This window comes from Candidatus Synechococcus calcipolaris G9, assembly GCF_029582805.1.
GTDB lineage: Bacteria > Cyanobacteriota > Cyanobacteriia > Thermosynechococcales > Thermosynechococcaceae > Synechococcus_F > Synechococcus_F calcipolaris.
The window spans coordinates 139,294-162,704 of the sequence record NZ_JAKKUT010000008.1 but is presented as its reverse complement, the minus strand read 5'-3'; the positions used below and the strand labels follow the sequence as shown (position 1 = coordinate 162,704).

At 51.3% G+C, this 23,411-nt stretch carries 23 protein-coding genes and 1 tRNA gene; 12 read left to right on the top strand and 12 right to left on the bottom strand.

Annotated features, from left to right (window positions below; genetic code table 11):
- The first annotated feature begins 140 nt into the window (after nt 1-140).
- The 5 genes from L3556_RS15105 to L3556_RS15085 all read left to right on the top strand — a co-directional run bounded on the left by L3556_RS15105 (nt 141) and on the right by L3556_RS15085 (nt 4,548).
- Complete coding sequence (locus tag L3556_RS15105; protein ID WP_277868163.1) at nt 141-1,331, top strand: ABC exporter membrane fusion protein; 1,191 nt, start codon at nt 141-143, stop codon at nt 1,329-1,331.
- A 14-nt stretch (nt 1,332-1,345) separates the two neighbouring features.
- The gene (devC, locus tag L3556_RS15100; protein ID WP_277868162.1) at nt 1,346-2,497 is read left to right on the top strand and encodes an ABC transporter permease DevC; all 1,152 of its coding nucleotides are present in this window, start codon (nt 1,346-1,348) and stop codon (nt 2,495-2,497) included.
- 8 nt (nt 2,498-2,505) lie between these two features.
- Nucleotides 2,506-3,195, top strand: a complete 690-nt coding sequence (locus tag L3556_RS15095) for a DevA family ABC transporter ATP-binding protein (RefSeq protein WP_277868377.1) — start codon at nt 2,506-2,508, stop codon at nt 3,193-3,195.
- Nucleotides 3,195-3,815 carry a cobalt-precorrin-8X methylmutase gene (locus L3556_RS15090; RefSeq protein WP_277868161.1) on the top strand — a complete coding sequence of 207 codons (621 nt, stop codon included), beginning with the start codon at nt 3,195-3,197 and terminating at the stop codon, nt 3,813-3,815. The genes L3556_RS15095 and L3556_RS15090 overlap by 1 nt, the downstream gene beginning before the upstream one ends.
- Before the next feature lie 190 nt (nt 3,816-4,005).
- Entirely contained in the window at nt 4,006-4,548 is a 543-nt protein-coding gene (locus L3556_RS15085) for a Uma2 family endonuclease (RefSeq protein WP_277868160.1), read from the top strand.
- A gap of 133 nt (nt 4,549-4,681) precedes the next feature.
- Here the strand turns inward: L3556_RS15085 and ndhM are convergent, their stop codons facing one another.
- Genes ndhM through L3556_RS15065 form a run of 4 tightly spaced genes read right to left on the bottom strand, consistent with a single transcriptional unit; the run spans nt 4,682 to nt 8,241 of the window.
- A complete protein-coding gene (gene ndhM, locus L3556_RS15080; RefSeq protein WP_338405764.1) occupies nt 4,682-5,017 on the bottom strand; it encodes an NAD(P)H-quinone oxidoreductase subunit M in 336 nt (111 codons plus the stop codon).
- 27 nt (nt 5,018-5,044) lie between these two features.
- Nucleotides 5,045-5,827 carry a beta-carboxysome assembly protein CcmO gene (locus L3556_RS15075; RefSeq protein ID WP_277868375.1) on the bottom strand — a complete coding sequence of 261 codons (783 nt, stop codon included), beginning with the start codon at nt 5,825-5,827 and terminating at the stop codon, nt 5,045-5,047.
- Between the two features lie 57 nt (nt 5,828-5,884).
- A complete protein-coding gene (locus L3556_RS15070; protein ID WP_277868159.1) occupies nt 5,885-7,567 on the bottom strand; it encodes an aldehyde dehydrogenase family protein in 1,683 nt (560 codons plus the stop codon).
- 59 nt (nt 7,568-7,626) lie between these two features.
- The gene (locus tag L3556_RS15065; protein ID WP_277868158.1) at nt 7,627-8,241 is read right to left on the bottom strand and encodes a tetratricopeptide repeat protein; all 615 of its coding nucleotides are present in this window, start codon (nt 8,239-8,241) and stop codon (nt 7,627-7,629) included.
- 203 nt (nt 8,242-8,444) lie between these two features.
- Between L3556_RS15065 and cobU the strand changes: the two genes are divergently transcribed.
- On the top strand, nt 8,445-9,080 hold the full coding sequence (cobU, locus tag L3556_RS15060) for a bifunctional adenosylcobinamide kinase/adenosylcobinamide-phosphate guanylyltransferase (protein WP_277868157.1): 636 nt from the start codon (nt 8,445-8,447) through the stop codon (nt 9,078-9,080).
- Between the two features lie 15 nt (nt 9,081-9,095).
- Here the strand turns inward: cobU and L3556_RS15055 are convergent, their stop codons facing one another.
- The 6 genes from L3556_RS15055 to L3556_RS15030 all read right to left on the bottom strand — a co-directional run bounded on the left by L3556_RS15055 (nt 9,096) and on the right by L3556_RS15030 (nt 14,046).
- On the bottom strand, nt 9,096-10,355 hold the full coding sequence (locus L3556_RS15055; RefSeq protein ID WP_277868156.1) for a site-2 protease family protein: 1,260 nt from the start codon (nt 10,353-10,355) through the stop codon (nt 9,096-9,098).
- A 131-nt stretch (nt 10,356-10,486) separates the two neighbouring features.
- Nucleotides 10,487-11,626: a quinone-dependent dihydroorotate dehydrogenase gene (locus L3556_RS15050; protein ID WP_277868155.1), complete on the bottom strand. Its 1,140-nt coding sequence runs from the start codon at nt 11,624-11,626 to the stop codon at nt 10,487-10,489.
- Nucleotides 11,627-11,684: 58 nt separating this feature from the next.
- A complete protein-coding gene (locus tag L3556_RS15045) occupies nt 11,685-12,545 on the bottom strand; it encodes a fructosamine kinase family protein (RefSeq protein WP_277868154.1) in 861 nt (286 codons plus the stop codon).
- Between the two features lie 50 nt (nt 12,546-12,595).
- The gene (locus L3556_RS15040) at nt 12,596-12,826 is read right to left on the bottom strand and encodes a Calvin cycle protein CP12 (RefSeq protein WP_277868153.1); all 231 of its coding nucleotides are present in this window, start codon (nt 12,824-12,826) and stop codon (nt 12,596-12,598) included.
- 147 nt (nt 12,827-12,973) lie between these two features.
- Nucleotides 12,974-13,047: transfer RNA gene (locus L3556_RS15035), tRNA-Asp, on the bottom strand.
- A gap of 120 nt (nt 13,048-13,167) precedes the next feature.
- Complete coding sequence (locus tag L3556_RS15030; RefSeq protein WP_277868152.1) at nt 13,168-14,046, bottom strand: hypothetical protein; 879 nt, start codon at nt 14,044-14,046, stop codon at nt 13,168-13,170.
- Nucleotides 14,047-14,214: 168 nt separating this feature from the next.
- Here L3556_RS15030 and L3556_RS15025 point away from each other — a divergent pair, with 168 nt between their 5' ends.
- Nucleotides 14,215-15,282 carry a WD40 repeat domain-containing protein gene (locus L3556_RS15025; protein ID WP_277868151.1) on the top strand — a complete coding sequence of 356 codons (1,068 nt, stop codon included), beginning with the start codon at nt 14,215-14,217 and terminating at the stop codon, nt 15,280-15,282.
- Complete coding sequence (locus L3556_RS15020) at nt 15,275-16,039, top strand: photosystem II electron transport protein, Sll1252 family (RefSeq protein ID WP_277868150.1); 765 nt, start codon at nt 15,275-15,277, stop codon at nt 16,037-16,039. Before L3556_RS15025 ends, L3556_RS15020 begins: the two co-directional genes overlap by 8 nt.
- 86 nt (nt 16,040-16,125) lie before the next feature.
- On the opposite strand, the gene L3556_RS15015 is transcribed toward L3556_RS15020, so the two are convergent.
- On the bottom strand, nt 16,126-16,962 hold the full coding sequence (locus L3556_RS15015) for a DUF3747 domain-containing protein (protein ID WP_277868149.1): 837 nt from the start codon (nt 16,960-16,962) through the stop codon (nt 16,126-16,128).
- 384 nt (nt 16,963-17,346) lie between these two features.
- Here L3556_RS15015 and L3556_RS15010 point away from each other — a divergent pair, with 384 nt between their 5' ends.
- Both L3556_RS15010 and lgt read left to right on the top strand, forming a co-directional pair.
- A complete protein-coding gene (locus L3556_RS15010; RefSeq protein WP_277868148.1) occupies nt 17,347-17,559 on the top strand; it encodes a hypothetical protein in 213 nt (70 codons plus the stop codon).
- Between the two features lie 92 nt (nt 17,560-17,651).
- Nucleotides 17,652-18,470, top strand: coding sequence for a prolipoprotein diacylglyceryl transferase (lgt, locus tag L3556_RS15005; RefSeq protein ID WP_277868147.1), 819 nt, complete (start codon nt 17,652-17,654; stop codon nt 18,468-18,470).
- A 77-nt stretch (nt 18,471-18,547) separates the two neighbouring features.
- Here lgt and L3556_RS15000 read toward each other — a convergent pair whose 3' ends face one another.
- Nucleotides 18,548-21,163: a DUF3536 domain-containing protein gene (locus tag L3556_RS15000; protein ID WP_277868146.1), complete on the bottom strand. Its 2,616-nt coding sequence runs from the start codon at nt 21,161-21,163 to the stop codon at nt 18,548-18,550.
- A gap of 205 nt (nt 21,164-21,368) precedes the next feature.
- Between L3556_RS15000 and L3556_RS14995 the strand changes: the two genes are divergently transcribed.
- Nucleotides 21,369-22,190: a helix-turn-helix domain-containing protein gene (locus tag L3556_RS14995; RefSeq protein ID WP_277868145.1), complete on the top strand. Its 822-nt coding sequence runs from the start codon at nt 21,369-21,371 to the stop codon at nt 22,188-22,190.
- A 65-nt stretch (nt 22,191-22,255) separates the two neighbouring features.
- Nucleotides 22,256-23,395 carry a nucleotidyltransferase family protein gene (locus L3556_RS14990; protein WP_277868144.1) on the top strand — a complete coding sequence of 380 codons (1,140 nt, stop codon included), beginning with the start codon at nt 22,256-22,258 and terminating at the stop codon, nt 23,393-23,395.
- Nucleotides 23,396-23,411: the final 16 nt, after the last annotated feature.

Here is a 23,411-nt window from a genome sequence, read left to right as displayed (position 1 = left end):
GCAGCCTCCTACCTAGAACATAAAGAGTCTGAACGTCCTGACCACCATGGACTACTTCATGGCATTTGATACCATTTCTTTATTAATATTTCTTTATAATCTAAAGTAGATAAGGTATCCAGGGCAATCAGGGGTAAAGCATGGAGCAACGATTTCCCTTTAAGTTAGGCAACCGCTGGGTCATGACCGGAGCGATCGCCCTTGGGGTCTTAAGCCTGGTGGGTGCGATGAGCTATGTTGTATTTTTCCGGGGGAATCCTTCTACCTCTTCTGATGGAACGGAGGAGATCGTAGAAGTGCTACAAACCGACTATGTGACGGCCCTAGGACGAATCGAGCCGGAAGGGGAAGTGATCACCATTGCGGCTCCAGCCAATGAACGGGTGGGTCAACTCTTGGTACAGGAAGGAGATATTGTCAGTTCAGGTCAGGCGATCGCCTATTTAGAGAGCTATCCCGAACGTCTAGCGGAGCGAGATTTAGCCGCCAGTCAACTCACCGAAGCGAGAGCCCAACTCGATGCGGAAACCCTAGTGGGGAATGCCCAAATTCAGGAAGCCCGGGCGCGACGGGAACAGGTGAATGATCCCAAAATTGCTGCTATTGCCGCCCAACAAGCTACGATTCAGCGGATTGCAGCGGAACTGGATTCAGCCCAACGGGAATATCAACGCTTTTTAGAACTCCATGATGCCGGGGCCGTTTCCCTCCAGGATTTAGACGATCGCACCGTCATTGTCCGCAGTCGCGAGGAAGAATTACGCAATGCCCAAGCTAATTTGACTCGTCTTCAGCAGGAGCGGCGCACCGACATCGAAAATGCCAATGCCCAACTTCAAGCCGCTCAAGCCAACCTCACCCGCTCCCAAGTGATGGCCCAAGTGGCTTCCGCAACCAGTAACTTACAACTGGCCCAGGCCCGCCTGGATCGCACCATTATTCGCGCCCCCCGCAAGGGCCAAATTCTTAAAATTCATGCCAAGGAAGGGGAATCGGTGACGGATCAGGGCATTGCCCAATTGGGAAATACCGCCCAAATGTATGTGGTGGCAGAAGTCTATGAAACGGATATGCCCCGCATTCGCACCGGACAGCGGGCCACCGTAACCAGTATGGCCTTACCGGAATCCCTGACGGGAAGTGTTGCCCATTTAGGCCTATTAGTCGATAAAAATGACGTGCTGGATACGGATCCCGCCGCCAAAACTGATGTTCGCGTGGTGGAAGTCAAAATCCGTTTAGATCGCAGTGAACCTGTGGCTGGCTTAACCAATATGCAGGTGGAAGTCCGCATTGATCCGAACACCGCCACTACCCAGATTCAACCCTAGGGAACTAGTCAGTCATGTTTGCCATTCCCCTCGCCTGGTTACAACTGATCCGGGAGCGTATTCGCCTCATCATCGCCGTGGCCGGAATTGCCTTTGCGGTGTTATTGATGATGATGCAGTTTGGGTTTCGAGATGCCCTCTTTGAAGCCTCCGTGCGCTTCCATGAAACCCTCAATGCCGATATTGTTTTGATTAGCCCCGAAAGTACCGCCCTGATTGCCATGAAACAGTTTCCCCGGCGGCGACTGTTCCAAGCTGGGGGTTTTGATGGGGTCGAGGCCATTTCCCCCCTCTATTTAGATTTTGGTCTTTGGCAGAATCCCCTGGATAAAACCACCCGACAGTTAATGGTAATTGGCATTGATCCCTACGCGAATGCCTTTACGTTACCCGGAGCCGACACCTGGGTGAACACCCTCAAATTACCGGACTATGTTCTATTTGATGGGGATTCGCGCCTGGAATTTGGCCCCATTCCCGACCTGTTTGCTAGTGGAGAAATCGTCACCACAGAAGTATCGGGTCGGCGGATCACCGTTGGCGGCATTTTTAATATGGGGGCCAGTTTTGGGGCCGATGGCAACCTGATCACCAGTGACTTAAACTTTTTACGCATGTTTCCCCGGCGTAGTCCCGGTTTAGTGGATGTGGGCTTAATTCGCGTCAAGCCTGGGGTGGATGCCGAGCAACTGGCGGCGCGGATGCAGGAGGTGTTAGACAATGATGTTTTAGTGTTTACCCATGCCCAATTTGCTGAGTTTGAACGCACCTACTGGGAAAACAGTACGGCCATTGGGTTTATTTTTACCCTGGGGGCCCTGATGGGATTCATTGTCGGTACGGTGATTGTCTATCAAGTCCTCTATACGGATGTCTCGGATCATTTGCCGGAGTATGCCACCCTGAAGGCCATGGGCTACAAAGATACCTACTTTTATGGGGTGGTGATGCAGGAGTCATTAATTTTATCCTGTCTGGGGTATATTCCGGGTTTTTTGGTGGCCTACGCCTTTTATGGTGTGATTCAGGGGGCGACCTCCCTGCCAGTGGGCATGACCTTTGAGCGGGCCTTGATGGTATTTACGCTAACGGTGTTTATGTGTACCCTGTCCGGGGCGATCGCCATGCGGCGGGTACAGTCAGCGGATCCGGCGGATATTTTCTAGGGGAGATCATGGCAGCGGTTATTGATATTCAGCAACTCAATCATTACTTTGGTCAGGGTAATTTGCGAAAGCAGGTATTATTTGAGCTAGAGGCCCAGATTTTTCCGGGGGAAATTGTGATAATGACCGGGCCGTCGGGTTCGGGAAAAACAACGTTGCTCACCCTCATTGGGGCCCTGCGATCGGCCCAGGAAGGAAGTTTGCGGGTGCTAGGGCAAGAGTTGCGCCATTCTAAATCCCAGAAACAAATTGCAATTCGACGGCAAACGGGCTATATTTTCCAGGCACATAATTTACTCCATTCCCTGACCGCGCGCCAAAATGTACAAATGACGATGGATCTACAACCTAACATTTCTGCCCAGGAGAGCTATGAAAGGGTTGAAGCCATGCTGCGGGCGGTGGGACTGGGGGATCACTTGGACTATTATCCCCACCAACTCTCAGGGGGGCAAAAACAACGGGTGGCGATCGCCCGTGCCTTGGTGGGCCATCCCAAATTAGTATTGGCCGATGAGCCGACGGCGGCCCTCGATAAACAATCCGGTCGAGATGTGGTGGAAATTATGCGGCGACTGGCCAAGGAGCAGGACTGTACCATTTTGCTTGTTACCCACGATAATCGCATCTTGGATGTTGCCGATCGCCTGATGCACATGGAAGATGGTCGCCTCTTTCAAAATAAAGCGGTTGCCTAATGGCTCCCCAGCCCCATCCCATTCTCCAGGAGAGTTTTGCCATTATTGATCGGGAAATGGGCCCCCACCCCTTCACCCTGGCAGAGTATGCCATTCTCCGGCGGGTGATCCACAGTACCGCCGATTTTGACTACAAACATCATATTTATTTCAGCCCTGGGGCGATCGCCCAGATCTGTGGGGCCCTAGCCGCCCAAGTACCCATTATCACCGATGTTTCCATGGTGACGGTGGGCATTCAAACCCTGGTGAATCAGACCTTTGCTAATCCGATTCTGACGGCAGTAAATCAGGTTACAGTTGCCGCCCCTGGAAAAACCCGCACGGAAACGGGCCTCTTGGCTTGCCACGATCGCTATCCCCAGGGACTCTATGTAATTGGGAATGCACCTACAGCCCTCTTGGCCCTTTGCGATCGCCTGAAGACCTGTGCTATTCAACCAGCGGGGGTGATTGCCGTGCCCGTGGGTTTTGTCTCCGTTGTCGAGTCTAAGGTAGCGATCGCCCAGTGGCAGGGGCCGCAAATTCGGATTGAGGGGCGCAAGGGTGGCTCTGCCGTCGCCGCAGCCATCGTGAATGCCCTATTAGTCTTGGCTTGGGAGCAGTACGGTAACGATTAGTTATCTGGTAGTTGGGCTGCTTTGTCAGCCAGTTAGGACAGCGTATCCAGATTATCTTTCAGCATTCAAAGTCAAAAATCTAAGGTTTTTGGTGGAGAAGATTCAGAGTTTGCTGCTGATTGGAGCGCTTCCCGGTCAGAAAACTATAAAATTGAACTAGGTTCATCCCAAGAATGTGAGCAATTCTGCTATGAAGACGCTGGCTAAATGGTCTGTAGAGGATTATCATCGCATGGTTGAAGCGGGCATTCTATGTAGTCGCTCTGTGGAATTGCTAGCAGGCGAAATTGTTGAGATGAGTCCAGAAACCCCAATTCATTACACCACAGCAAAACGAGGTGCGAAATACTTAGAAGAGTTGCTATTAGGTAAAGCTGATGTTCGCTTCAATGGTCCTATTACCCTAGCCGATTCGGAACCAGAACCTGATATTGCAGTTGTTCGACTTCCAGAATCAGCGTATAACAATCGTCATCCTAGTCCTCAAGATATTTTCTGGATTGTGGAAGTTGCCAAGACAAGTTTAAAGAAAGACTCAGAGGTCAAGGCTGCGATTTATGCAATGGCTGGGATTCAGGAATATTGGGTTTTAGACTTATCTGCTCAGCAGATAATTGTGTTCAGGAATCCTCAAGCGGATCAGTATATTGAGGACTATACTATTGCAGAAGGAACGATTACATCACTAGCGTTCCCCGATATTTCAGTGTCTGTCAAAAGGCTTCTATCCTGAATTTGGCTTAGCTGAGTACCATATCTAGCGTGCAGCCCGCAGCCCAACAATTCTGGTGCAGCAGATTGACCGAAGCCGCCTGAGTTGGATGGAAAAGCTACGACAACCGCTGACCTTAGCCCTTATCTGGGGGTTAGCTGTCTGCCATGCGGGGAACCCCCAAACTGTAATTTTGGACACGGGCCTGGGTGTTGTAGCCAATCTTGCCCGTCAGTAAGAGCGATCGCACATAATGCTCTAAATCCGAGCCAATGCGCCGTAGATTATATTCCGTCAGATCTTCGCCGTTATAACTACTCACCAGTTCCTGAAATTTTTCCTGGACTTGGTTTAAGGCCGGTTCATTCCAGTCCAATTCACTATCGGGATCAATGTTTAACGTCAGATTTTCGTTATCGGCGCAGATCTCATCATTGATCACTTCACCAGCATAAATGTGAATGTGGCGGGTTGTGGATTTTAGCAGCATAGGTGGTAGTACGAAGAACTGCCGCAATTATATCGGCTTCGATGGGCGATCGCCAGGGAGATTTTCCGATTCCCGCTCCACCTCCTGGAGAATAGGGGTGGCCATGGGCTGCTGTTGACCTTCCTGCAAGAGGATCGGTTCGGCTTCCTTTTGCTTCAAATTCAGGGGTAGGCGCACCGGCTGCAATTCTTCCTGGAAAGACTGGGCCAGGGGTAAGGTTTGATCCAGATCATCCAAGGGCCGCGGAACCAACATCACCGCATGGAGTTCACCAATGCGATCGGCTTCCGCCATGCCCGCTTCTAGGGCCATTGCCGTATTGGATGCCGTTCCCCGCACAATGACCGTACATAGACCTGCTCCAATGGTTTCATAGGCGGTGAGTACCACTTCCGCCGCTTTCAGCATGGCATCGGCCGCCCCCACCATGGCAGGAAAGCCCCGAGTTTCTAGCAAACCTACGGCATGGCTACTGAGGCGATGGCCCGTCCTGCCGGCCGTTAATTCTGCTAGGCGACTGCCAATGGGTAAGATCTTTTCCAGGTTTGCTCCCGGCCGGGCAATGACTACGGTTTCCAACTCCTGGCCAAATTGACTGGCCCGTTCTGCCCCTTCTTCTACCGCTAGGCGCACATCGGCAATCCGACCCCGCACAATGGCCGTACAGTGGCCACTGCCAATTTTTTCATAGCCCACCAGGATGACATCGGAGGATTTCAGCATATGATCGGCAATACCGACGATCGCCGGGAAGCTTTGGGCTGAAACTAAACCAAGGGCTAAATCAGTAAAGTCGGTGGGGCGGTTCATAACTGTCATTTTAACGCCCTAGTATTTTAAGGCCCTCGGGATACTCTAAATTTGAGATTAAGCCTTTATAGCTTCACTCAGAATCGACAGTAGCCGCAATGGATTGCCCGATACATAGTAATTCATCATTGCCTTACTGAAGGAAACTAAATTACGGTGATCGTTAAACCACGGTGGTGTTAGGGGTAAACGAAAGGGAACTCTTAATATCGACTTCAATGGATAGTCAAATAAGTAGCTGTTATGAACGACCCCGAGGCCTGACCCGACATTCTCTAGGGTATGGCAGGGATAGGCTCCCCAGGTGGTACAGGCCAGGGAAAAACTGACCGCCGGCCAAGCATTGAGGGCAATCGTACCATAGCGTAATTGGGCGATCGCCCCTTCGAGTTCCATGGCATATTGCCTTTGACTGGCGGGATGGATCAAAAGGGCACAGCCCAGGGTTCCCCAAAGATGATCATTGGCAAAGGGAACCACCTCAGCTAAAAACTGATCCGCAGCTTCACAATCAAGGGCAACCTCTGCCAGTAAACCACAAAAGGCTTCCCGCTCCAGCACCATTTCCTGGGGTTGGGGAGGCACACCGGGAATGAAGGTCCAAGGAATAGTACCCTCTCGGCTGGAGGTTAGCACCTCTGCTTGGGGATAGCAGTGCAGAAACTCTTGGTATCGGGCGATCGCCCCAGGGTAGTAGGCCGGCCGGGGAGGCATTCTCGCCAAGGCTTGCTGCAGGGCATCCAAAAAGGATTGTCTCAGGGGCCAGTGTTTTGCGGTGATTAACACCTGGGCTGCTACGCAATTAAAGCTGGCATTGTGGACGACCATACTCGCTACCTGACGGGCATGGTACGCCATATCCTGGGGAGACCAGGGGCCGGGAACGACCATAATTGGGGTGACATTCCCCAGTTCTGAGGTAATGGGCTTTTTCAGTATTGGGGTGCCCTGGGCTTTATTTCGCTCCTGTTCCTCCCCTGTCTTTCCCCAAACAATGCGATCGTGGGTGTGATGGGAACCGGTGATATGAATGGTATCAATGGCTGGGTGCTGACAGAGAAACGCCCCTAAATCACCCCCACCGTAGGCGATCGCCATAAATCCCGCAGATATTAGGGGTTCAAATACGATTTCTAGGCAGGGGCCCAAGGCGGCATTAATCGGATTCATTTTTAACAGAACCACTTGGTTCTCACCGATTAATTTATACAGGGCATCAATGGGGGCGATCGCCGTCGTATTCCCAGCCCCTAACACCAACGCAACTCGCGCCGGGCCAGGCTCACGGTAGGCTCGTCCCTGACTGCGGGGTTTCCCTGGCTCAAGCCACACCTCCGCCTTAAAGCCTAACCAGAGGCATCTCTCCTGCCAATTCCGGGGTAAAATTTGGGCAATCTGCTCCCCATTGGGGCCCCTGCGCCAGGATTGAACCGGGGGCACGCCCTGATATTTGAGACTATGGATATATTGCTCTAGGGATAGCAGAAGTCCTAGGGGCCCCGATATCCATTCCTCTCCTGCCCAAGGCCCGTCGGGATCCACACCTTTGATTTGACAAGCAATATCTACCCAGGGGGCAGCATGCTCCTTAGTGCGCTGGGCAATACGTTGGAGGCAGTGAATGCGCTGATCTGGGGAAACAGCTAACCAGGCCGGGGCCCGATCTCGCAAGCGTTGAATGTCAGCAATAGCCGTGGAAACCAAGGTGTCCGGTGGAGCCGCAAGTGAAGATACTCTCATCCATCGAATACCTAAACTCTGGAAACTCTGGATGAATTATACTCCTAATCCCTATCCCCCTAGTCGTAGTCGGGGCCACCGGTTAAGGGCCGGGGAGCTTGATCATAAAATTTAGCGGTCATGGTGGGGCTTAGGTTCATTGCCCGTTCGTAGTCCAGTTGGGCCTGATCCTCATTGCCGAGATCGTAGTAGGCCATGCCACGGCTGTAGTAGGCCGCCACAAATTGGGGATCGATGTCCAAGGACTGGCTAAAATCCGTCACCGCCAAATTGAGTTGTTGGAGAGCCAGGTAGGACATGCCTCGATTGTAGAAGGCACTGGCAAATTGACGATCTAAGCGTACCGCCTGACTAAAATCAGCGATCGCCCGTTGGTGATCTCCTAAATCCGCTAGGGCTAATCCCCGCGCGAAGTAGTAGTCCGCCAGGGGTTCAAGTTCAAGGGCGCGGCTAAATTGTTCGATGGCCTCAGGTAGGTCTCCTTCCCCTTGCAAAACTAAACCAAGGGTATAGTAGTCCTCCGCACTCTTGGGGACAATGCGCTGAAACTCTTGTACCTCAGAGGGCGTTAGGGTGGCGATCGCCATGGACACACCTTGGGCGTTTGCGGGTAATATCAAAGCCGCTGAAAGGGCTAAGCTAGTGGCGAGGACGTTGAGAGTTGGGCGTATCATAGGTCTTCGTTGAGATAGGTCGAGGGGGAATATATCTTTAGCCTAAAGGAAAATATCCGCGACTCAAGGATACTGCAATAAAGTTGTTACAAATCGCTGGATATGTTCATAGTCTTACTTTGTCAGTTCATCAATAGACATGCAGTGTTTTATCCCCTAGGTGGTGGGTGATTTTCATCACATATATAGGCTATCAAGCTATCATGGGCCGGCACATCCCCCATTTGGCGGAGATTTTGAGCATCTTGAGCAGAATCTTGAAAAAGTCCTCCCAAAGACCCGATACCCTTTGCCCAACCCAAGCCGGCCTTAAAACCCTAGTAACCGGCCCAGCCAGATCGGGGAAAAGTGAATGGGCAGAGTCCTTGGCAAGCCACACCCAGCAGTCCGTCTGTTATGTGGCAACGGCGATCGCCCACCCCCAGGATAGGGAATGGCAGGATCGGATTCGTCAACATCAAATGCGCCGCCCGCCGGACTGGAGATTAGTGGAAGTTCCCTACGATTTGAGTCAGAGTCTCCGGGATAACTCAGGGGTTCAGACCTGCCTATTGATTGATTCTCTGGGAACCTGGGTGGCAAATACCCTAGAGTCTTCGGCATCGGCATGGCAAGGGCAGATGGCCGAACTGAAAAACACCGTGAAAACCCTTCCCGGAACCGTGATTTTTGTTGCCGAAGAAACCAGTTGGGGCGTTATTCCTGCCTACGCTTCCGGCCGCCTCTTTCGCGATCGCCTCGGAGGACTGATCCAGCATTTGTCGAGGGAGATGGATCAGGTGTTTTTAGTGGCTGGGGGCTATGCCCTACCCCTACATCAATTGGGCTATCCCTTGTAGGGCCATGAAATATCCTTAGGATTTAGGGACTGAGGATACCGGGGATTCCGATGATTCATCCCTAGGAATAATTTGCAGAGCCGTTGCCGCCATTTGATCCAATTGGAGACTGGGGGGATAGCTGGCTTGTTTTTTAATCGTCTCAATGTCCGTTTTATTGACGGCCCAACCAAAGCGATCGCCCAGGGATTGGACAATATCACCGCGATCGATGACCCCCACCACCGCCCCAGCGGGAGACAAAACCGTCAGATAGGGCTGGTTTTGAACTTCTAATTCATGGATCACCGTGGCTAAATTGGTGGCTTCACTCACCGAGGGAGTGGCATCCAAAGGAACTGCTAAATGACTTAGGGGGGTATGCTCCCAGGTACTCCGTTCCACATGATTCATGGCCTTGGGATCAATGCGGCCCCGATAGCGACCATCCGCCGCCGCAAAATAGGCCGTGGGTTGTTGATCCGCTAAAAGGAGGTAGCGATCGGCAAATTCCCGCAAACTGATGTGGGCATCCACCACGCGATAATCCCGACTCATGACATCACTGGCCTTCACCTGCAAGAGCATTTCCTGCATCGTCGTCATCCGGTTATACAGGGTGGCATTGCGTAGGGCAAACCAACCCAAAAAGGCAATCCAAAGACCGTTGATTGTACCTAAAAGGAAAAAACTAACTGCGCCAAAACTAATCGCTAGCCAACCGAGGATTTGCCCTGATCGGGCCGCCCAGTGAATGCCCTGAAAGCGATCGCCCGTCAGTTTCCAGACACCGGCCTTGAGGATTTGTCCCCCATCTAGGGGCAGTCCCGGTAACAGATTGAAAAGAGCCAAAATCAGGTTGATACCGGCTAAATAGGTTACCATTTCCCGCCAGGGGGTTTCCTGGGGAAAGGTATAGGAGAGGCCGCTTAGGGCAATGAATAACCCCAAACTTACCAGGGGGCCGGCGATCGCCACCTGAAATGCCTGACCGGGGGTGGAGGATTCCCGTTCAATGGATGCGACCCCACCAAACAGAAATAGGGTAATCGATCGCACCGTAATCCCCTGGGATCGGGCCACTAAACTATGGCCCAATTCATGCAACAGTACGGAGGCAAACAATAGGAGTGAGACAGCTAAACCCGCAATCCAAGCCAATAGTCCCCAATTGGGATAGGTCTGTTGCCAATCTGAGCCATTCAGAAACGTAAAAAGGGCAATGACAATGAACCAGGAGCGATCGATGTATAGGGGAATGCCAAATAGCTTGCCCACTTGCCAGGTTTGTCCCATGGTATCCTCATTCGTTAGGGCGATGGTGGAGTCAAGCTCCCTTCTTCATTATGACGATTCCTTGCCAATCCTTAAACGTCTTCTCAATGACTAAGGTCTTGGGTTGCTGGAATAAAGCCCCCAGCACGTTTCTATCTGCGGGAGATCGCCCCTAGGGTTTCTAAGTTTGCCCCTTGAAGTTGCTGATCCAGTCCCTGAAGTAAACGTCGTAGTAACCATGGCCCCTCATAGGCCCAGCTCGTATAGAGTTGGACAAGGGATGCCCCAGCCTCTAACTTAGCCCAGACATCCGCCAGCGTAAAAATTCCCCCCACGCCAATAATGGGGAATGTGCCCTGGGTATAGTCATGAATAAAACGAATAATTTCTGTGGATCTCTGGGCCAACGGCGCACCACTTAATCCACCCGCTACCTCTGCGGGAGACTGACGGTTTCTAGACCAATGGCCGTGGACAGAAACATGGTGGGTTTTCAAGCCAGTACGACTCAGGGTTGTATTCGTGGCAATTATTCCCGCGAGTTCATACTGGCGAGCCAAATCAACAACGTCACGAATGTCCTCCCAGGTTAAATCCGGTGCAATTTTGACGAGGAGAGGCTTAGGGGGATTATTGGCCCGTTGCAGGGACTCCAGGATGGGTTCCAGTTGATCCCGTGCTTGCAAACTCCGCAGACCGGGGGTATTGGGAGAACTTACATTGACAACAAAATAATCCCCCCATGGATAGAGTAACTGGAAACTAGCCAGATAATCTGCTTTGGCATCCTCCAGAGGCGTTATTTTAGACTTGCCCAGATTAATCCCCAGGGGATAGGAGCGTCCATGGGCCTCCTGTTTTAGCCGCTCTGCCATGGTTGCCGCTCCACCATTGTTAAAGCCCATGCGATTAATGGAGGCCCGATCCTGGGGTAAACGAAAGAGGCGCGGCCGCGGATTTCCGGGTTGGGGATGGTAGGTGACGGTTCCCACTTCTGCGAAGCCAAAGCCAAAGTCTGCCCAAATAGAACTGGCCGTACCATCCTTGTCAAAGCCCGCCGCTAAACCAATGGGATTGGGAAAATCTAGACCCCACAGAGTTTGCTTCAGTCGCGGGGAGTCATAGGTACATTGGGCCTTAATTTGCCCTCTAATCTGGGTGGCAAGGGTATCCCGATCGCCCGACTGATTTAACCAGGTACAAGCCCGCAAAAACTGTTGATGAATCGTTTCCGGATCCGCCCGAAGGCCAGCAAAGACCAATGGCCGAAGGATAGCTTGATACAGATCCATGGAGCGTAGTTCCTGATAGCGTTAATCCAGTGGTCTGTACTCAAGACCCAGACAAAACTCAGCACCCAGACAAAATAGAGTCAATCATCCCATTGGCCTGGCGTTCGTATCCACCCCCAAAAATATTAAAGTGATTGAGGATGTGGTAAAGATTGTAGATGACTTTGCGGCGATGATAGTCAGGCTCCAGGGGATAGGCGGCATGATAACCGTCATAAAAACTATTGGGGAACCCCCCAAAGAGTTCCGTCATGGCTAGATCCACTTCCCGATCGCCGTAGTACACCGCCGGATCAAAAATGACGGGTTGCCCTGATTGGCTAAAGGCCGCATTCCCGCTCCACAAATCCCCATGGACTAGGCAGGGTTCTGGCTGGTGTGTCAGTAGGGCTGGTAACTGATCTAGGAGTTCATTGCCCCTGGAAAATCGTCCCCCATGTCGTTCCCCCAATCGGAGTTGATAGCCGATACGACAATCCCGAAAAAAGGATGGCCAATCCCCTGACCAATCATTGATCTGGGGGGTGCTGCCAATGGTATTCGATGCAGACCAACCAAAGCGATCGCCCCGACCCTGCTGGTGCAAAGTTGCCAATTGCCGACCCATCTCTGACCAATCCCCGGTAGTGGTCAAGGGCAGGTACTCTAGGGCAATAAAACTAGCACTGGAAACCACTCCCCATGCCAAAGGACGGGGAATCCTGATCCCACCCACTTGGGCTAGAGCCTGTAAACCAAGGAACTCTTGGGCAAACATTGCTTCCCGTTCAGGGCGATTTATCTTAACAAAAACACTACCCTGACTATCTTGGAGCACATAGGCCTGATTAATGCTACCGCCGCCAACGGATCGGGGCTGGGGAGAGGCAAGGGGATACCCCGTGACCGTGCGGATGCGATCGCAAATTTCCGGCCACATTGGCAAATCATCCTAGCCCAAGTCTAACCATTCACCGTCATGAATCGACTTTAATCATCGTAAATACGGCATTCAGCGGCATCAGGATTATCATCACAATATTGCTCTAGGGAGGTGCGATGCTCATCTTTCTTTTCTTCCCGCTGGTGCGATGCTTCCGCCTGTAATTCTTCTAGGGCATCCCAGGCAGCCGCACATTGGCCAGAGGTGGAGCCTTGGATATCACAGACCTCGCGGGCATCTACCCGAGCCTTTTCGATTTCTTTCTCAATATTACTCATAGAGTTATTTTGAATCACCTTTGTCAGTATAGGTCAGTATATGCAATCTGCCGTGGTATTTACTTTTTCATCGTTTCCATCAAGTATAACGCACTTGCCATACTCTCCCATAGCGATGCAGCACTCAGTCTTAACGCCTTAAACCTACGGGACTGACGGGGCTCGAACCCGCAACTTCCGCCGTGACAGGGCGGTGCTCTAACCAATTGAACTACAGTCCCTTTTTTGCGCGATCCCCATCATAGCGATACGTTTACTTCCTTGTCAATCGTCTATTTCGATTTGTTCCCTCAAGTAAACATCCCGTGAACTGCCCCTAGGGCGATCGCCAATTAGACGAACTAGGCTGATAGAGCCATTTCCCACTCTTCCAATAGAGAACTAATGTCGTCATAGCCATCGTCATCGTTATCATTATGGTCGGCGGCGGCTGGTTCGGAGTCAGGCTGGGCACTGTCCTCCTCCATGGCAACCTCTAGGCTGTCCGTAAATACTGAACCAGGGGTTTCGGTGCTGGCGGGATATAACTCCAGGGTTTCAGCGGTATCCATTGCCCCTTCAGGACAGGGGATTTCCGTCACAGGCATTGGTAAGCCTAAATAGATCGAGCGGATATCTGCGGGTAAGCAATCGGTCAAAAGTTCAAACCCCTGTTGAACATGATGATGAATCTCCTCCCGGGTCAGGGTTTCCCCTTGGATTTCTAGGTAGGCCTGAATCCGCTCCGGTGTCCAGTGAAAGGTTTGGGTTGCTACTAAAATGAGTCGGGTTAGGGCTGGCAGGTAGGCGAGAGTGGCCTCTAGGTAGCACCAAAAGGGCGGTGGCGCATCATTGAGAACGTAGGTGATGTGTTCGATTCCGGGTAGTTTTTCATGGACGGTATTGGCGGTACGATTCACGATCCAGGTGCGTAGGGATGGGGCCGTTTCTTCGCCAATCTTTACCCCCTCTACATCAAATTCAATTTCATGGAGGGAGAAGAACATCTCTTGCCAGGTTTTAGCATAGAGGTATTCCACCTGTACCGGCGATCGCCCATGGTGTTGCAAGACGCTATAGACAAGGGGGCCATAGCGGGCAAACAGCGCAATAAAATAGCAGCCGCGATCGCGTTTGGATTGAAACGCCTGTACCAGATCCCGATCGCTCCAATCCATCAGGGGTTGAATTAGGGAATGATGACGCTCAGAAATTACCGGAAGTGCCAATGCCTTGACCATAATCGTTGCCCAACAAATTGCAAAACAAGGTTGCTAGGGTGTACGCTTTGGCCGCTGGTCTCTATGCAGGATCGGGAATCGTCCACCCCTTAATTTTTATTGGTATATTCTCTTGGATTGCTATAATAAAAACCCTGTCAAGCTTTTGCACCTAGGACAATTGACCCTATGGCAACCACAAAAGTTAAAGAGCTATTGATTCTCTTGGGAGCCTTAGCATTGACGGGTTCCGTTGCTGGATTTGCTGTTTGGCAGGTTACCGAGCGCTGGCTGTTTCCTAGGGAAGGCACGGTTCAAGAACAGGAGCAAATAGAAACCGCCCTAGGAACCGAACGTGACAATCCCTGGTCAAAGATTGCCCTTGCCTTTACCCTGAGTGGCCATACCGATGAAGTGAATGCCTTGGCAATTAATTCAGGGGGCAATTTACTGGTAAGCGGTGGGGATGATCAGACCCTCTTTTTTTGGGATTTAGATCGGGCAACCCTTTTGGGGCAGGGTAAGGGCCATCAAGATTGGATATATTCCCTGGCCATGGCCCCCGATGGTGCAACCGTTGCCAGTGGCAGTAAGGACAACACCATTAAGCTCTGGAATATGGACACCTACCAAGCCGTTGCCACCCTATCCGGGCATCAAGATTTTGTGAATTCTATTGTCTTTAGTCCCGACGGTAGTACCCTCGCCAGTGCCAGTTATGATCACACCATTAAGTTGTGGGATGTTGCCAGCCAACAGGAACGGGCCACCCTGCGGGGCCATGAAGGCATTGTCTTGGCGGCGGCAATCAGTCCCAATGGTCGCTATTTAGCCACGGGGGGTGTTGATACCTTAATTCGTCTTTGGGATATAGAAAATGAGCGGCTATTGCGGATCTTTGAGGGCCATACCAGTGATGTCAATAGTCTGGCCTTTAGTCCCGACAATCAGCAGTTGGTCAGTGGTAGTGATGGTGATGGCATTAAGGTCTGGCAACTCTCTAGCGGTGAAATGCTCCACCAGTTTGGCCAGGAGGGGGGCCAGGTCTTTGCGGTAGCCTTTAGTCCCGATGGCCAGGCGATCGCCAGTGGTCACGGCGACCAAACGGTGAAAATCTGGAACCGGAGTGGAGAGCTACTCCGCAATCTAAAAGGCCATGCTGGTTCGGTCTATGCCACAATTTTTAGTGCCGATCAACTCTTAACCAGCAGCGAGGATAGTACGGTCAAGGTTTGGCGGATTTTTCCCAATGATTGAGAATGACCATGCCGCCAAGGACGAATTGGGCTTCCTCTCGGGGGCGATCGCCCAGGCAATTAAAACTTGGACAGTGTGCTATACGCCCTTTTTGGATCCAGCGGTATTGGCGGCGGCCCACAGTGAACTAGACCGACTCACCGAGATTCATTATCAGAGTTTTGGTGGCTACCCCCAGGCAGAGCGGTGTCGGTTGGCGATCGCCCGGCGGGACATTCCCCTGGAGGGGGAGCCGTTGCCCCTGGGACTCCTATCCATTGCCGGTAATTTTCTCTTTGACCCGGCCCAATACCGTGACTTTGAACAGGCCCTGCTCAGTAGTGGCACATCCCCTGAGAATTTTGGTGACATTATTCTCTTAGGGGAGCGCGGTGCCCAAGTGATCCTCACCCCGGAGGCGATCGCCCCCCTGAAGGCAACCCTCCACCAGGTACGAACCGTTCCCGTGACGCTGCAAGAGATACCCTGGGCTGAACTCAAGGTTTCTCCCCCCCAAACCAAGGCGATCGCCACGGTGGAAGCCTCCCTGCGCTTAGATGCCCTAGGGTCTGCTGGTTTTGGTCTGTCCCGTAGCAAAATGGTGGATTTAATTAATCAGGGTGACGTTCGCGTCAATTGGCAACCGATTCACCAGGCCAGCCACCGTCTTCAGGCGGGAGATTTGCTCGTCGTCCGTGGTAAAGGCCGGGTAGAAATTCGCTCCATTCAACTCACGAAAAAAGAGCGTTACCGCGTAGAAATGATCCGCCATCGCTAGTTAGTGCATTCCCAGAAAAAAACCTGGCTGTAACAACCAGGCCCATAGATTTTTGTTGAGTTGGAGTAACTCCAGCCCTAGGATACTTAACGCATCCGCTGGGATAGGGAGCGAATACTCTGGGGAGAGGTGGACGTTTGCTCCATTGGGGGGACGGTGGTTTCTTCCGGTGGCGGTACGATAATCGATGTCGGCTGGGTGGGAACAGAGGTGGCTGAATCTACATTTTCAGTTTCCACCACCTGAACATTCACATCTGCCCCTTGTGTCTCAACCTCAACCGTAACGGTCTCTTCCACTGAACTTGGCTCAACCGCACTGGGGATTTCTGGCTGGGCCATGGGGGCGGCGATTGGTTCAGGCTGACTGCCCGTGGCCGCTTCCCAGGAATCGTTCTTAAAGTAAACATGGCCGAGAACCCGGCCTTCATAACCCCGCCGCGCAAATCGCCAGGTGGGTTCCAAAATAAATTTATGAAACTGGCCATCGACCATGCCATAGGTGCGACCAATTACCATGGTTTCTCCGCCCCGATTACTGGCTCCCACTAAGTACAATTCATTCCCACGCTGTTCAACTCGAAGGCTGTACTGAAGTCCTAAGTCCTGCTGCGCCACCCGAATCGAATAGCCATTGCTGTCCGTACTCCGGCCACAAATACCCGTAAAGTCAAAGGTCGCCAAGAGTGGGTCAATTATCACGGGTGCAGAACCATTTTCAGCCCAGCATTGACGTTGATCACTAATTTGTTCCACCACTAATAAACGATAACCGCCGCGAGCCAAGGGCATGGCGATCGCCGCGTATTTGGTTTGTTCAACTTCATGGTGCTCAAATAAACTCGCCGATGCCGGCTCATTTAGGGTTGCCCCCAGGAGGGTTGCGGCTAAAATACCCATGCCAAATTGCAGGAATGATTTCATTGTGAGACTCCTCATGTAACCTTGTTTAACGTTTAACGAACAAAACAAGTCAGTCAAATTTACAATTGTCGTAGCTTGTCGGAAAGGCTTACAAGAAACCATTTCCTAGAGAACCCGATCCTATGCCCCTTGGGGGAAAAACAGTCAAACTAAGTGACTTAGAAATTGAAATCAGGTGGCAATTAAAGATGATCTTTAGGCAATGTGGCCAAATGATTCAAATTGGGTATCATTGTAGCCTACGGTGTAAGCATGAGACCTATGTCGATTCCACCCGTAAAAGGTTCCGTGTGATGAAGATCACTTTTTCCAGGTTGTGCCTATCACGTTCGTGGGGTTGGCTCTCTGCCAGACTAAGAAGTGTAAAGCATTTGATAGCTCACCATGAAACTTCTAGATGCCATCCGCCGTATTCTGGCAACTCGCCTGATTACTCCCTCCCAGGAACGGCAAATTAATCAATTACTCTGGACTTCGGAACTGGGCCCCTACGAATATGATGCCCTTGAACAACTTGTGGATGGTCTTAGTAGTGGCCAAATTGTTGTTCTGTCCCAGCTTGAGCGGGCCGTTAGTCATGTCGTCAGCCCCGCCTAGGATTTGGGCGATCGCCCCTAGGGGAACAAATCAAAGGGTATAGTTTAGTCAGTGAACCTATCCTAGCTATCCTAAGAGCGTTATATTTTCCCATGCTGGCATTTGAATTTACCTCGCCGGGGCCGACCCTAGACCTAGGTTTGATTAGTTTACGCTGGTATGGTGTCCTCATTGCCTCAGCGGTTTTCATTGGAATTTGGTTAAGTCAGCACCTTGCCCGCCACCGCGAGATTGACCCTGACGTTGTCGCAGACTTAGCAATTTGGTTGGTCATTGGTGCCATTCCCGCCGCCCGCCTCTACTATGTTGCCTTTCAGTGGGATTTTTATCAGCAGCATCCTGAGCAGATTATCCAAATTTGGAGGGGTGGGATTGCCATCCACGGGGCTATTTTGGGCGGTTTGTTGGCCATGTCCCTCTACAGCTATGTTCGTCGTCTACCCTTTTGGCAACTTGCCGATATTATTGCCCCATCTTTAATCCTGGGCCAGGCGATCGGTCGTTGGGGAAACTTTTTTAACTCAGAAGCCTTTGGTACACCCACGGATTTACCCTGGAAATTGCTCATTCCCCCAGGGCAGCGGCCTCCTGGTTTTGCCGATGTTGCCTACTATCACCCCACCTTTCTCTATGAATCCCTCTGGAATTTGGGCGTATTTGGGATTCTCATGGGACTGTTTTGGCGATCGCCCCTGAATCGGCCCGGAACCATTGCCCTAGTCTATGCAATTGCCTATAGCCTGGGTCGCTTTTGGATTGAGGGCCTACGCACCGATAGCCTCATGCTTGGGCCCCTACGCATTGCCCAGGGGGTGAGTTTACTGTTTATTGCCCTAGGGATGTGGGGACTCTTTCGTCTCTATTGGCTGGGAAAAGCCTTACCGGAACTTCCCAAAGCTTCTACAAACTAGGGATTTAGAAATTTAGAAACCAGAAATAGTAGAGAAAAGCCCCAGAAAGACCCGGCCAAAAGGCCGTTTCCATAAACCTAGGCGACTTCGATATCACTATCATTTTTATCATTCTTTAACCACCAACTCACATCCACACCCAATTGATGGCCCAGTTGCAGAAGTTGCCGCAGATGGTTGGGACTTAAGGGGGAAGAAAGGGCAGAAGTGGTATTCTCGGATATTCGCAACTGATGATGAACCAGATCAAAAAATAACTCTTGGGCCCGATCCAGGTGGAGATGGATATCCAATGCCTGGCTAATGGTCAGGATATTTTGCAGGATCGGTACAATGCTATCCAGGGTGGTCGTATCCAGATGATGGACAAAATGCCAAAGCAAACGAACGATCTGCTGCTCTAGGAGAGGTTTTTCATCGGATAGGCTCAATTGACACCCAAGGAGTTTGGCCTCCCGGGCGATCGCCGCTAGTTCCCCTAGATGGCCCGTCACACTTATCTGGGATAAATTATTGGCATCGCTGAGATCCTGCTCTAGCCCCCGTAAATGGTTCACCGCTCGATGGGTCAATGCCACGGCCGCCGCCACCTGTAATTCCTGGGGAACCGGCAGGCCATCTCGATGAAAGCCCATGAGAATCCCGTAGTTATCTCGGTAGACTTGGCTATAGAGTTGATCAAGGCGGGTGAGGGTTTCACGGGTCAGGAGTTGCATCAGGCGATGGCGATCTTCGGCAAAGAGATCATTTAAGCCATAGGCTTCAGGGCCAAAAACCTGGGTGAGGGCGGTTACGGCCCGGGCTGCGCTGCCCTGGTCAATGGAATCTAAGAGCTTGTGTTTAATTTGGGTATAGTCCCGCCGCCCTTGAAAGGATTGAATACCACAGTGAAAATCCCAACCGCCTAAATGGAGGACGGCAAAAATCAAGGACTGGTGTTCACAGGTAATACTAGACTCAAGATTGATCTGCCCGATCGCCAGGGTGAGATTGCCAATCCGTTGCAGATGATAATCTCCCTGATCAATGTGGTAGCAGTAGAGATGGTGCCGTCGGGGATAGCTTGTAAATAGAGAATTCATGGCATAGTGGGCAGCCACCTGATGGAGGGAAATTTGGGCCGGCTTCACCAGTTGATCGTAGATTTCGCCACCGTGGGCAAAGCATTCAACATTGCTGGGGGCTTCACTCAAGCGACGCACCAAGGCCGCTTCCAGTTGCACACCGGCCACATCCCCGGCTAGTTCCATGGCCCGGGCCGCATACCGCAGGATTTGCACTCCCTCGGGCCGGGAAATTTCATCAAAGAACCAGCCACAACTGGTGTACATCAGCAGGGCATAACGCTGCATCTCTAACAGTCGCAGGGCATCAATTCGCTCCGATGCACTGAGGGGATGACGTTGATGGTGCTGGAAAAATTGATTTAAGTTGGCTTCACTGCGATCGCGAATAATGTTGATATACTCATTGCGAGCGGCCCAGGGGCAGAGAAATAGATCAATGGCTAGGGTTTCATAGACATCAATGAGTTCATCCCGCAACCAATCCAGACTCTCCCGCAACGGCCGCCGCCATTTTTGATGCCAACCGCCACCGTCACCACAGCCGCAGTCATCTCGCCAGCGATCGACCCCATGGGCACAACTCCAGGCTGTCACAGGCTTGAGTTCCACTTCCCAGGTAGGGGGAGACAAACTGAGGTAATGGGCGTAGTTCGTAACAGTCCAACCCCGCTTTGGAAATTCCACCGTAAAGGCATAGGCTAGGGCCCGTTCGCCCCCATGTTTATGATGACCAAAGGTTTCCCCATCCGTTGCCACAGACACTAATTGGGCTGTGCGATGATCTCCCCGTACCGCCTGCCCTAAGCGACCGGCGAGAAATTCTGAACTGGTGAGGAGATCATTAAAGCCAATATCTCGGGAAATGGGGCCGTCGTAAAAGAAAATGTCAATAAAATCGGTATTTGGATTCCCCTCCGGTAAAAAGCAGCGATAGGGCCGGGTCGGATCAATTTGACTGCCACTCACTTCCTGCCATTCCGATGCACCAAAGGGACGACAGCGTTGGGCTTGGGATGGGGCTAAAATGACAAACTTGATGCCTTCTTGGATTAAAACCTGTACGGTCTCCCGATCAATGGCCGCTTCCGCTAACCACATCCCCTCCGGTTCCCGGCCAAAGCGACTGCGAAAATCTTCCTTGCCCCAGCGAATCTGGGTGACTTTATCCTGGTAATTCGCTAGAGGTAAAATAATGTGATTATAGGCTTGGGCGATCGCATTGCCATGGCCATTGAAGCGGATACAGCTTTGGCGATCGGCATCAATAATCCGTTGGTAAACCTCTAGGTCGTATCGCTCTAGCCAACTAAAGAGGGTAGGGCCGATATTAAAACTCAGATGTTCAAAGTTGTTAACGATCTTGATCAGTTGCCCCTGGTCATTGAGAATGCGGGCAAAGGCATTGGGACGATAACACTCGTGATAAATTCGCTCATTCCAATCATGGAAGGGGCTAGCACTGGGCTGATGCTCAATGGCATCTAGGTAGGGATTTTCCCGGGGGGGTTGGTAGAAGTGCCCGTGAATGGTAATGCAAACGCCAAGATCAACGGATGGGGCAAGATGGCTAGCCTGATCTTTATCCGCCTGCTCTTTATCCGTAGACCCATCAACAGGAACAAGCATCGAAAAGGCATCCAGCATACAACCACTCAGTAGAGTTTTCCTTCATTATTATAATTAACCCTTTTTCACGATAGAATGCTTGACCCATGTAAAAATAAATCTTTTGATATATAAATTAATAATTTGGGATAAATGGTCACATTAGTCCGCATAGTCGGACAGAGAAATAGATAATGAGTAATGCTGTGGTTTTAGCAATGGCCCCATGACCTATAAGCGATTATCTGATCTCGAACGCCAAGAAATTGTTGGCCGCCATCACCAGGGGGACGGGATCAAAGAACTGGCCACAGCCTATGGTGTGAGTGAAAATACCATTCGTCGCACAATTAAAGTGTTAGCGGCGACGTCATCCCCTGCAAATGATCCACCCGTAAATGATTTAGAGGTGTCCCCATCCCCAGAGGCGATCGCCCCAGCTCCGATCACCCCAGAACCCGAACCACCAGCAGCCTCAGCTCCAGCGGCCCCTATCATTAAGCGAAAAGTGGTAAATGCCATACCCACCTCGGTCTCCAGCGAGGAGGATGAAGAAGAGGACGAAGAGGATGATCTTCAGGGACTTGCGGGAGAGGATCCCGATGAGTTTGATGATGATGAGGACGACGAAGAGGAAGATGGCGAAGATGAGGAGGTTAACGAAGATGAGCTAGAGATTCTCGAAGAATCCCCAGAAACCCAGTTAACGATTGTGCCCCTCCTAGAAGCCCTTTTGCCGCGGCCCTGCTATGTGGTGGTCAATAAGCGATCCGAACTCCTGACCCGACCCCTTCAGGATTTTCGTGGACTGGAGCAGGTGAGTACGGAGGAGGCTCGCCAGGAAACCCTACCTATTTTTGATAGTCGTCCAGTGGCCCTGCGCTATTCCCAGCAAAATCAGCGGTTACATCGCCCATCCGATAGTCAATGGCGGAAAACCATTATCAAAGTGCCCGATGGTAAGATATTCCATAAAGTCATGCCCTACCTCCAAGCAAAGGGAATTACACGGGTATTATTTCATGGCCAGGTTTATGCTGTGGATTAAGCTAGGATGACCGGCGAAACGTTCAATAGTGATCTAGATACCAAAGGGAGGCGGGCGATCGCACCATGAAAGCGATGATTTTGGCAGCAGGGAAGGGCACTCGAGTTCGCCCAATTACCTACACCATTCCCAAGCCGATGATTCCAATTTTACAAAAGCCGGTGATGGAATTCCTAGTGGAACTTCTCCGCCAACATGGCTTTACGGAAATCATGGTGAATGTGAGTCATTTAGCCCATGAAATTGAAGGTTATTTCCAAGATGGCCAACGGTTTGGGGTACAAATTGGCTATTCCTTTGAAGGCTACATCGAAGATGGGGAACTGGTGGGGAAGGCCCTGGGTTCCGCTGGTGGAATTAAACGTATTCAAGACTTTAATCCCTTCTTTGACGATACCTTTGTGGTGATGTGCGGAGATGCCCTCATTGATTTAGACCTCACCGCCGCCGTAAAGTGGCATCGGCAACGGGGGGCGATCGCCACGGTAATTATGAAAACCGTGCCCCAGGATCAAGTGTCCAGCTATGGGGTGGTGGTCACGGACGACGACAACCGGATTGTGGCCTTCCAGGAAAAACCAACGGTTGAAGAGGCCCTCAGCACTAATATTAATACCGGGATTTATATCTTTGAGCCGGAGATTATTAACTACATTCCCTCGAATCAGGAATACGACATTGGTGGCCAACTCTTTCCTAAATTAGTGGAGATGGGGGCCCCCTTCTATGGCTTGCCCATGGAATTTGAGTGGATTGATATTGGCAAAGTTCCCGACTATTGGCAGGCGGTACGGAGTGTCCTCAGTGGTGATGTTACCAATGTTTCTATTCCTGGCCATGAAGTTTCCCCTGGGATTTATACCGGCATTAATGTGGCGGTGAATTGGGATAAGGTGCATATTCAAGGCCCCGTTTATATTGGCGGCATGACCGAAATTGAAGATGGGGTGACGATTATTGGGCCGACGATGATTGGCCCCAACTGCCATCTCTGTGCAGGGGCGATCGTCGATAATTGCGTTATTTTTGAATATTCTCGGTTGGGCCCCGATGTGCGACTTGTGGATAAGTTGGTGTTTGGTCGCTATTGCGTCGATAAAACTGGAACCACGATTGATGTGCGGGCCGCGGCCCTAGATTGGCTGATTACGGATTCCCGCCAACCGGAGACCATGGCCACACCCCTAGATTTTCAAATCATGTAGCCCAAATCATAAATCC

Excerpts from the sequence above, each read along its gene's own strand:
- L3556_RS15075 (WP_277868375.1), bottom strand. The coding sequence starts at position 5,827 with ATGAACCGCCCCACCGACTTTACTGATTTAGCCCTTGGTTTAGTTTCA.
- L3556_RS15030 (WP_277868152.1), bottom strand. The coding sequence starts at position 14,046 with ATGGTCAAGGCATTGGCACTTCCGGTAATTTCTGAGCGTCATCATTCC.
- L3556_RS15045 (WP_277868154.1), bottom strand. The coding sequence starts at position 12,545 with ATGTGGCCGGAAATTTGCGATCGCATCCGCACGGTCACGGGGTATCCC.
- L3556_RS15070 (WP_277868159.1), bottom strand. The coding sequence starts at position 7,567 with ATGAGAGTATCTTCACTTGCGGCTCCACCGGACACCTTGGTTTCCACG.
- L3556_RS14995 (WP_277868145.1), top strand. The coding sequence starts at position 21,369 with ATGACCTATAAGCGATTATCTGATCTCGAACGCCAAGAAATTGTTGGC.
- L3556_RS15010 (WP_277868148.1), top strand. The coding sequence starts at position 17,347 with ATGAAACTTCTAGATGCCATCCGCCGTATTCTGGCAACTCGCCTGATT.
- L3556_RS15015 (WP_277868149.1), bottom strand. The coding sequence starts at position 16,962 with ATGAAATCATTCCTGCAATTTGGCATGGGTATTTTAGCCGCAACCCTC.
- L3556_RS15085 (WP_277868160.1), top strand. The coding sequence starts at position 4,006 with ATGAAGACGCTGGCTAAATGGTCTGTAGAGGATTATCATCGCATGGTT.
- L3556_RS15095 (WP_277868377.1), top strand. The coding sequence starts at position 2,506 with ATGGCAGCGGTTATTGATATTCAGCAACTCAATCATTACTTTGGTCAG.
- lgt (WP_277868147.1), top strand. The coding sequence starts at position 17,652 with ATGCTGGCATTTGAATTTACCTCGCCGGGGCCGACCCTAGACCTAGGT.
- L3556_RS15025 (WP_277868151.1), top strand. The coding sequence starts at position 14,215 with ATGGCAACCACAAAAGTTAAAGAGCTATTGATTCTCTTGGGAGCCTTA.
- L3556_RS15065 (WP_277868158.1), bottom strand. The coding sequence starts at position 8,241 with ATGATACGCCCAACTCTCAACGTCCTCGCCACTAGCTTAGCCCTTTCA.
- ndhM (WP_338405764.1), bottom strand. The coding sequence starts at position 5,017 with ATGCTGCTAAAATCCACAACCCGCCACATTCACATTTATGCTGGTGAA.
- L3556_RS15090 (WP_277868161.1), top strand. The coding sequence starts at position 3,195 with ATGGCTCCCCAGCCCCATCCCATTCTCCAGGAGAGTTTTGCCATTATT.
- L3556_RS15050 (WP_277868155.1), bottom strand. The coding sequence starts at position 11,626 with ATGGATCTGTATCAAGCTATCCTTCGGCCATTGGTCTTTGCTGGCCTT.
- L3556_RS15105 (WP_277868163.1), top strand. The coding sequence starts at position 141 with ATGGAGCAACGATTTCCCTTTAAGTTAGGCAACCGCTGGGTCATGACC.
- L3556_RS15000 (WP_277868146.1), bottom strand. The coding sequence starts at position 21,163 with ATGCTTGTTCCTGTTGATGGGTCTACGGATAAAGAGCAGGCGGATAAA.
- L3556_RS14990 (WP_277868144.1), top strand. The coding sequence starts at position 22,256 with ATGAAAGCGATGATTTTGGCAGCAGGGAAGGGCACTCGAGTTCGCCCA.
- L3556_RS15020 (WP_277868150.1), top strand. The coding sequence starts at position 15,275 with ATGATTGAGAATGACCATGCCGCCAAGGACGAATTGGGCTTCCTCTCG.
- L3556_RS15040 (WP_277868153.1), bottom strand. The coding sequence starts at position 12,826 with ATGAGTAATATTGAGAAAGAAATCGAAAAGGCTCGGGTAGATGCCCGC.
- L3556_RS15055 (WP_277868156.1), bottom strand. The coding sequence starts at position 10,355 with ATGGGACAAACCTGGCAAGTGGGCAAGCTATTTGGCATTCCCCTATAC.
- cobU (WP_277868157.1), top strand. The coding sequence starts at position 8,445 with ATGGGCCGGCACATCCCCCATTTGGCGGAGATTTTGAGCATCTTGAGC.
- devC (WP_277868162.1), top strand. The coding sequence starts at position 1,346 with ATGTTTGCCATTCCCCTCGCCTGGTTACAACTGATCCGGGAGCGTATT.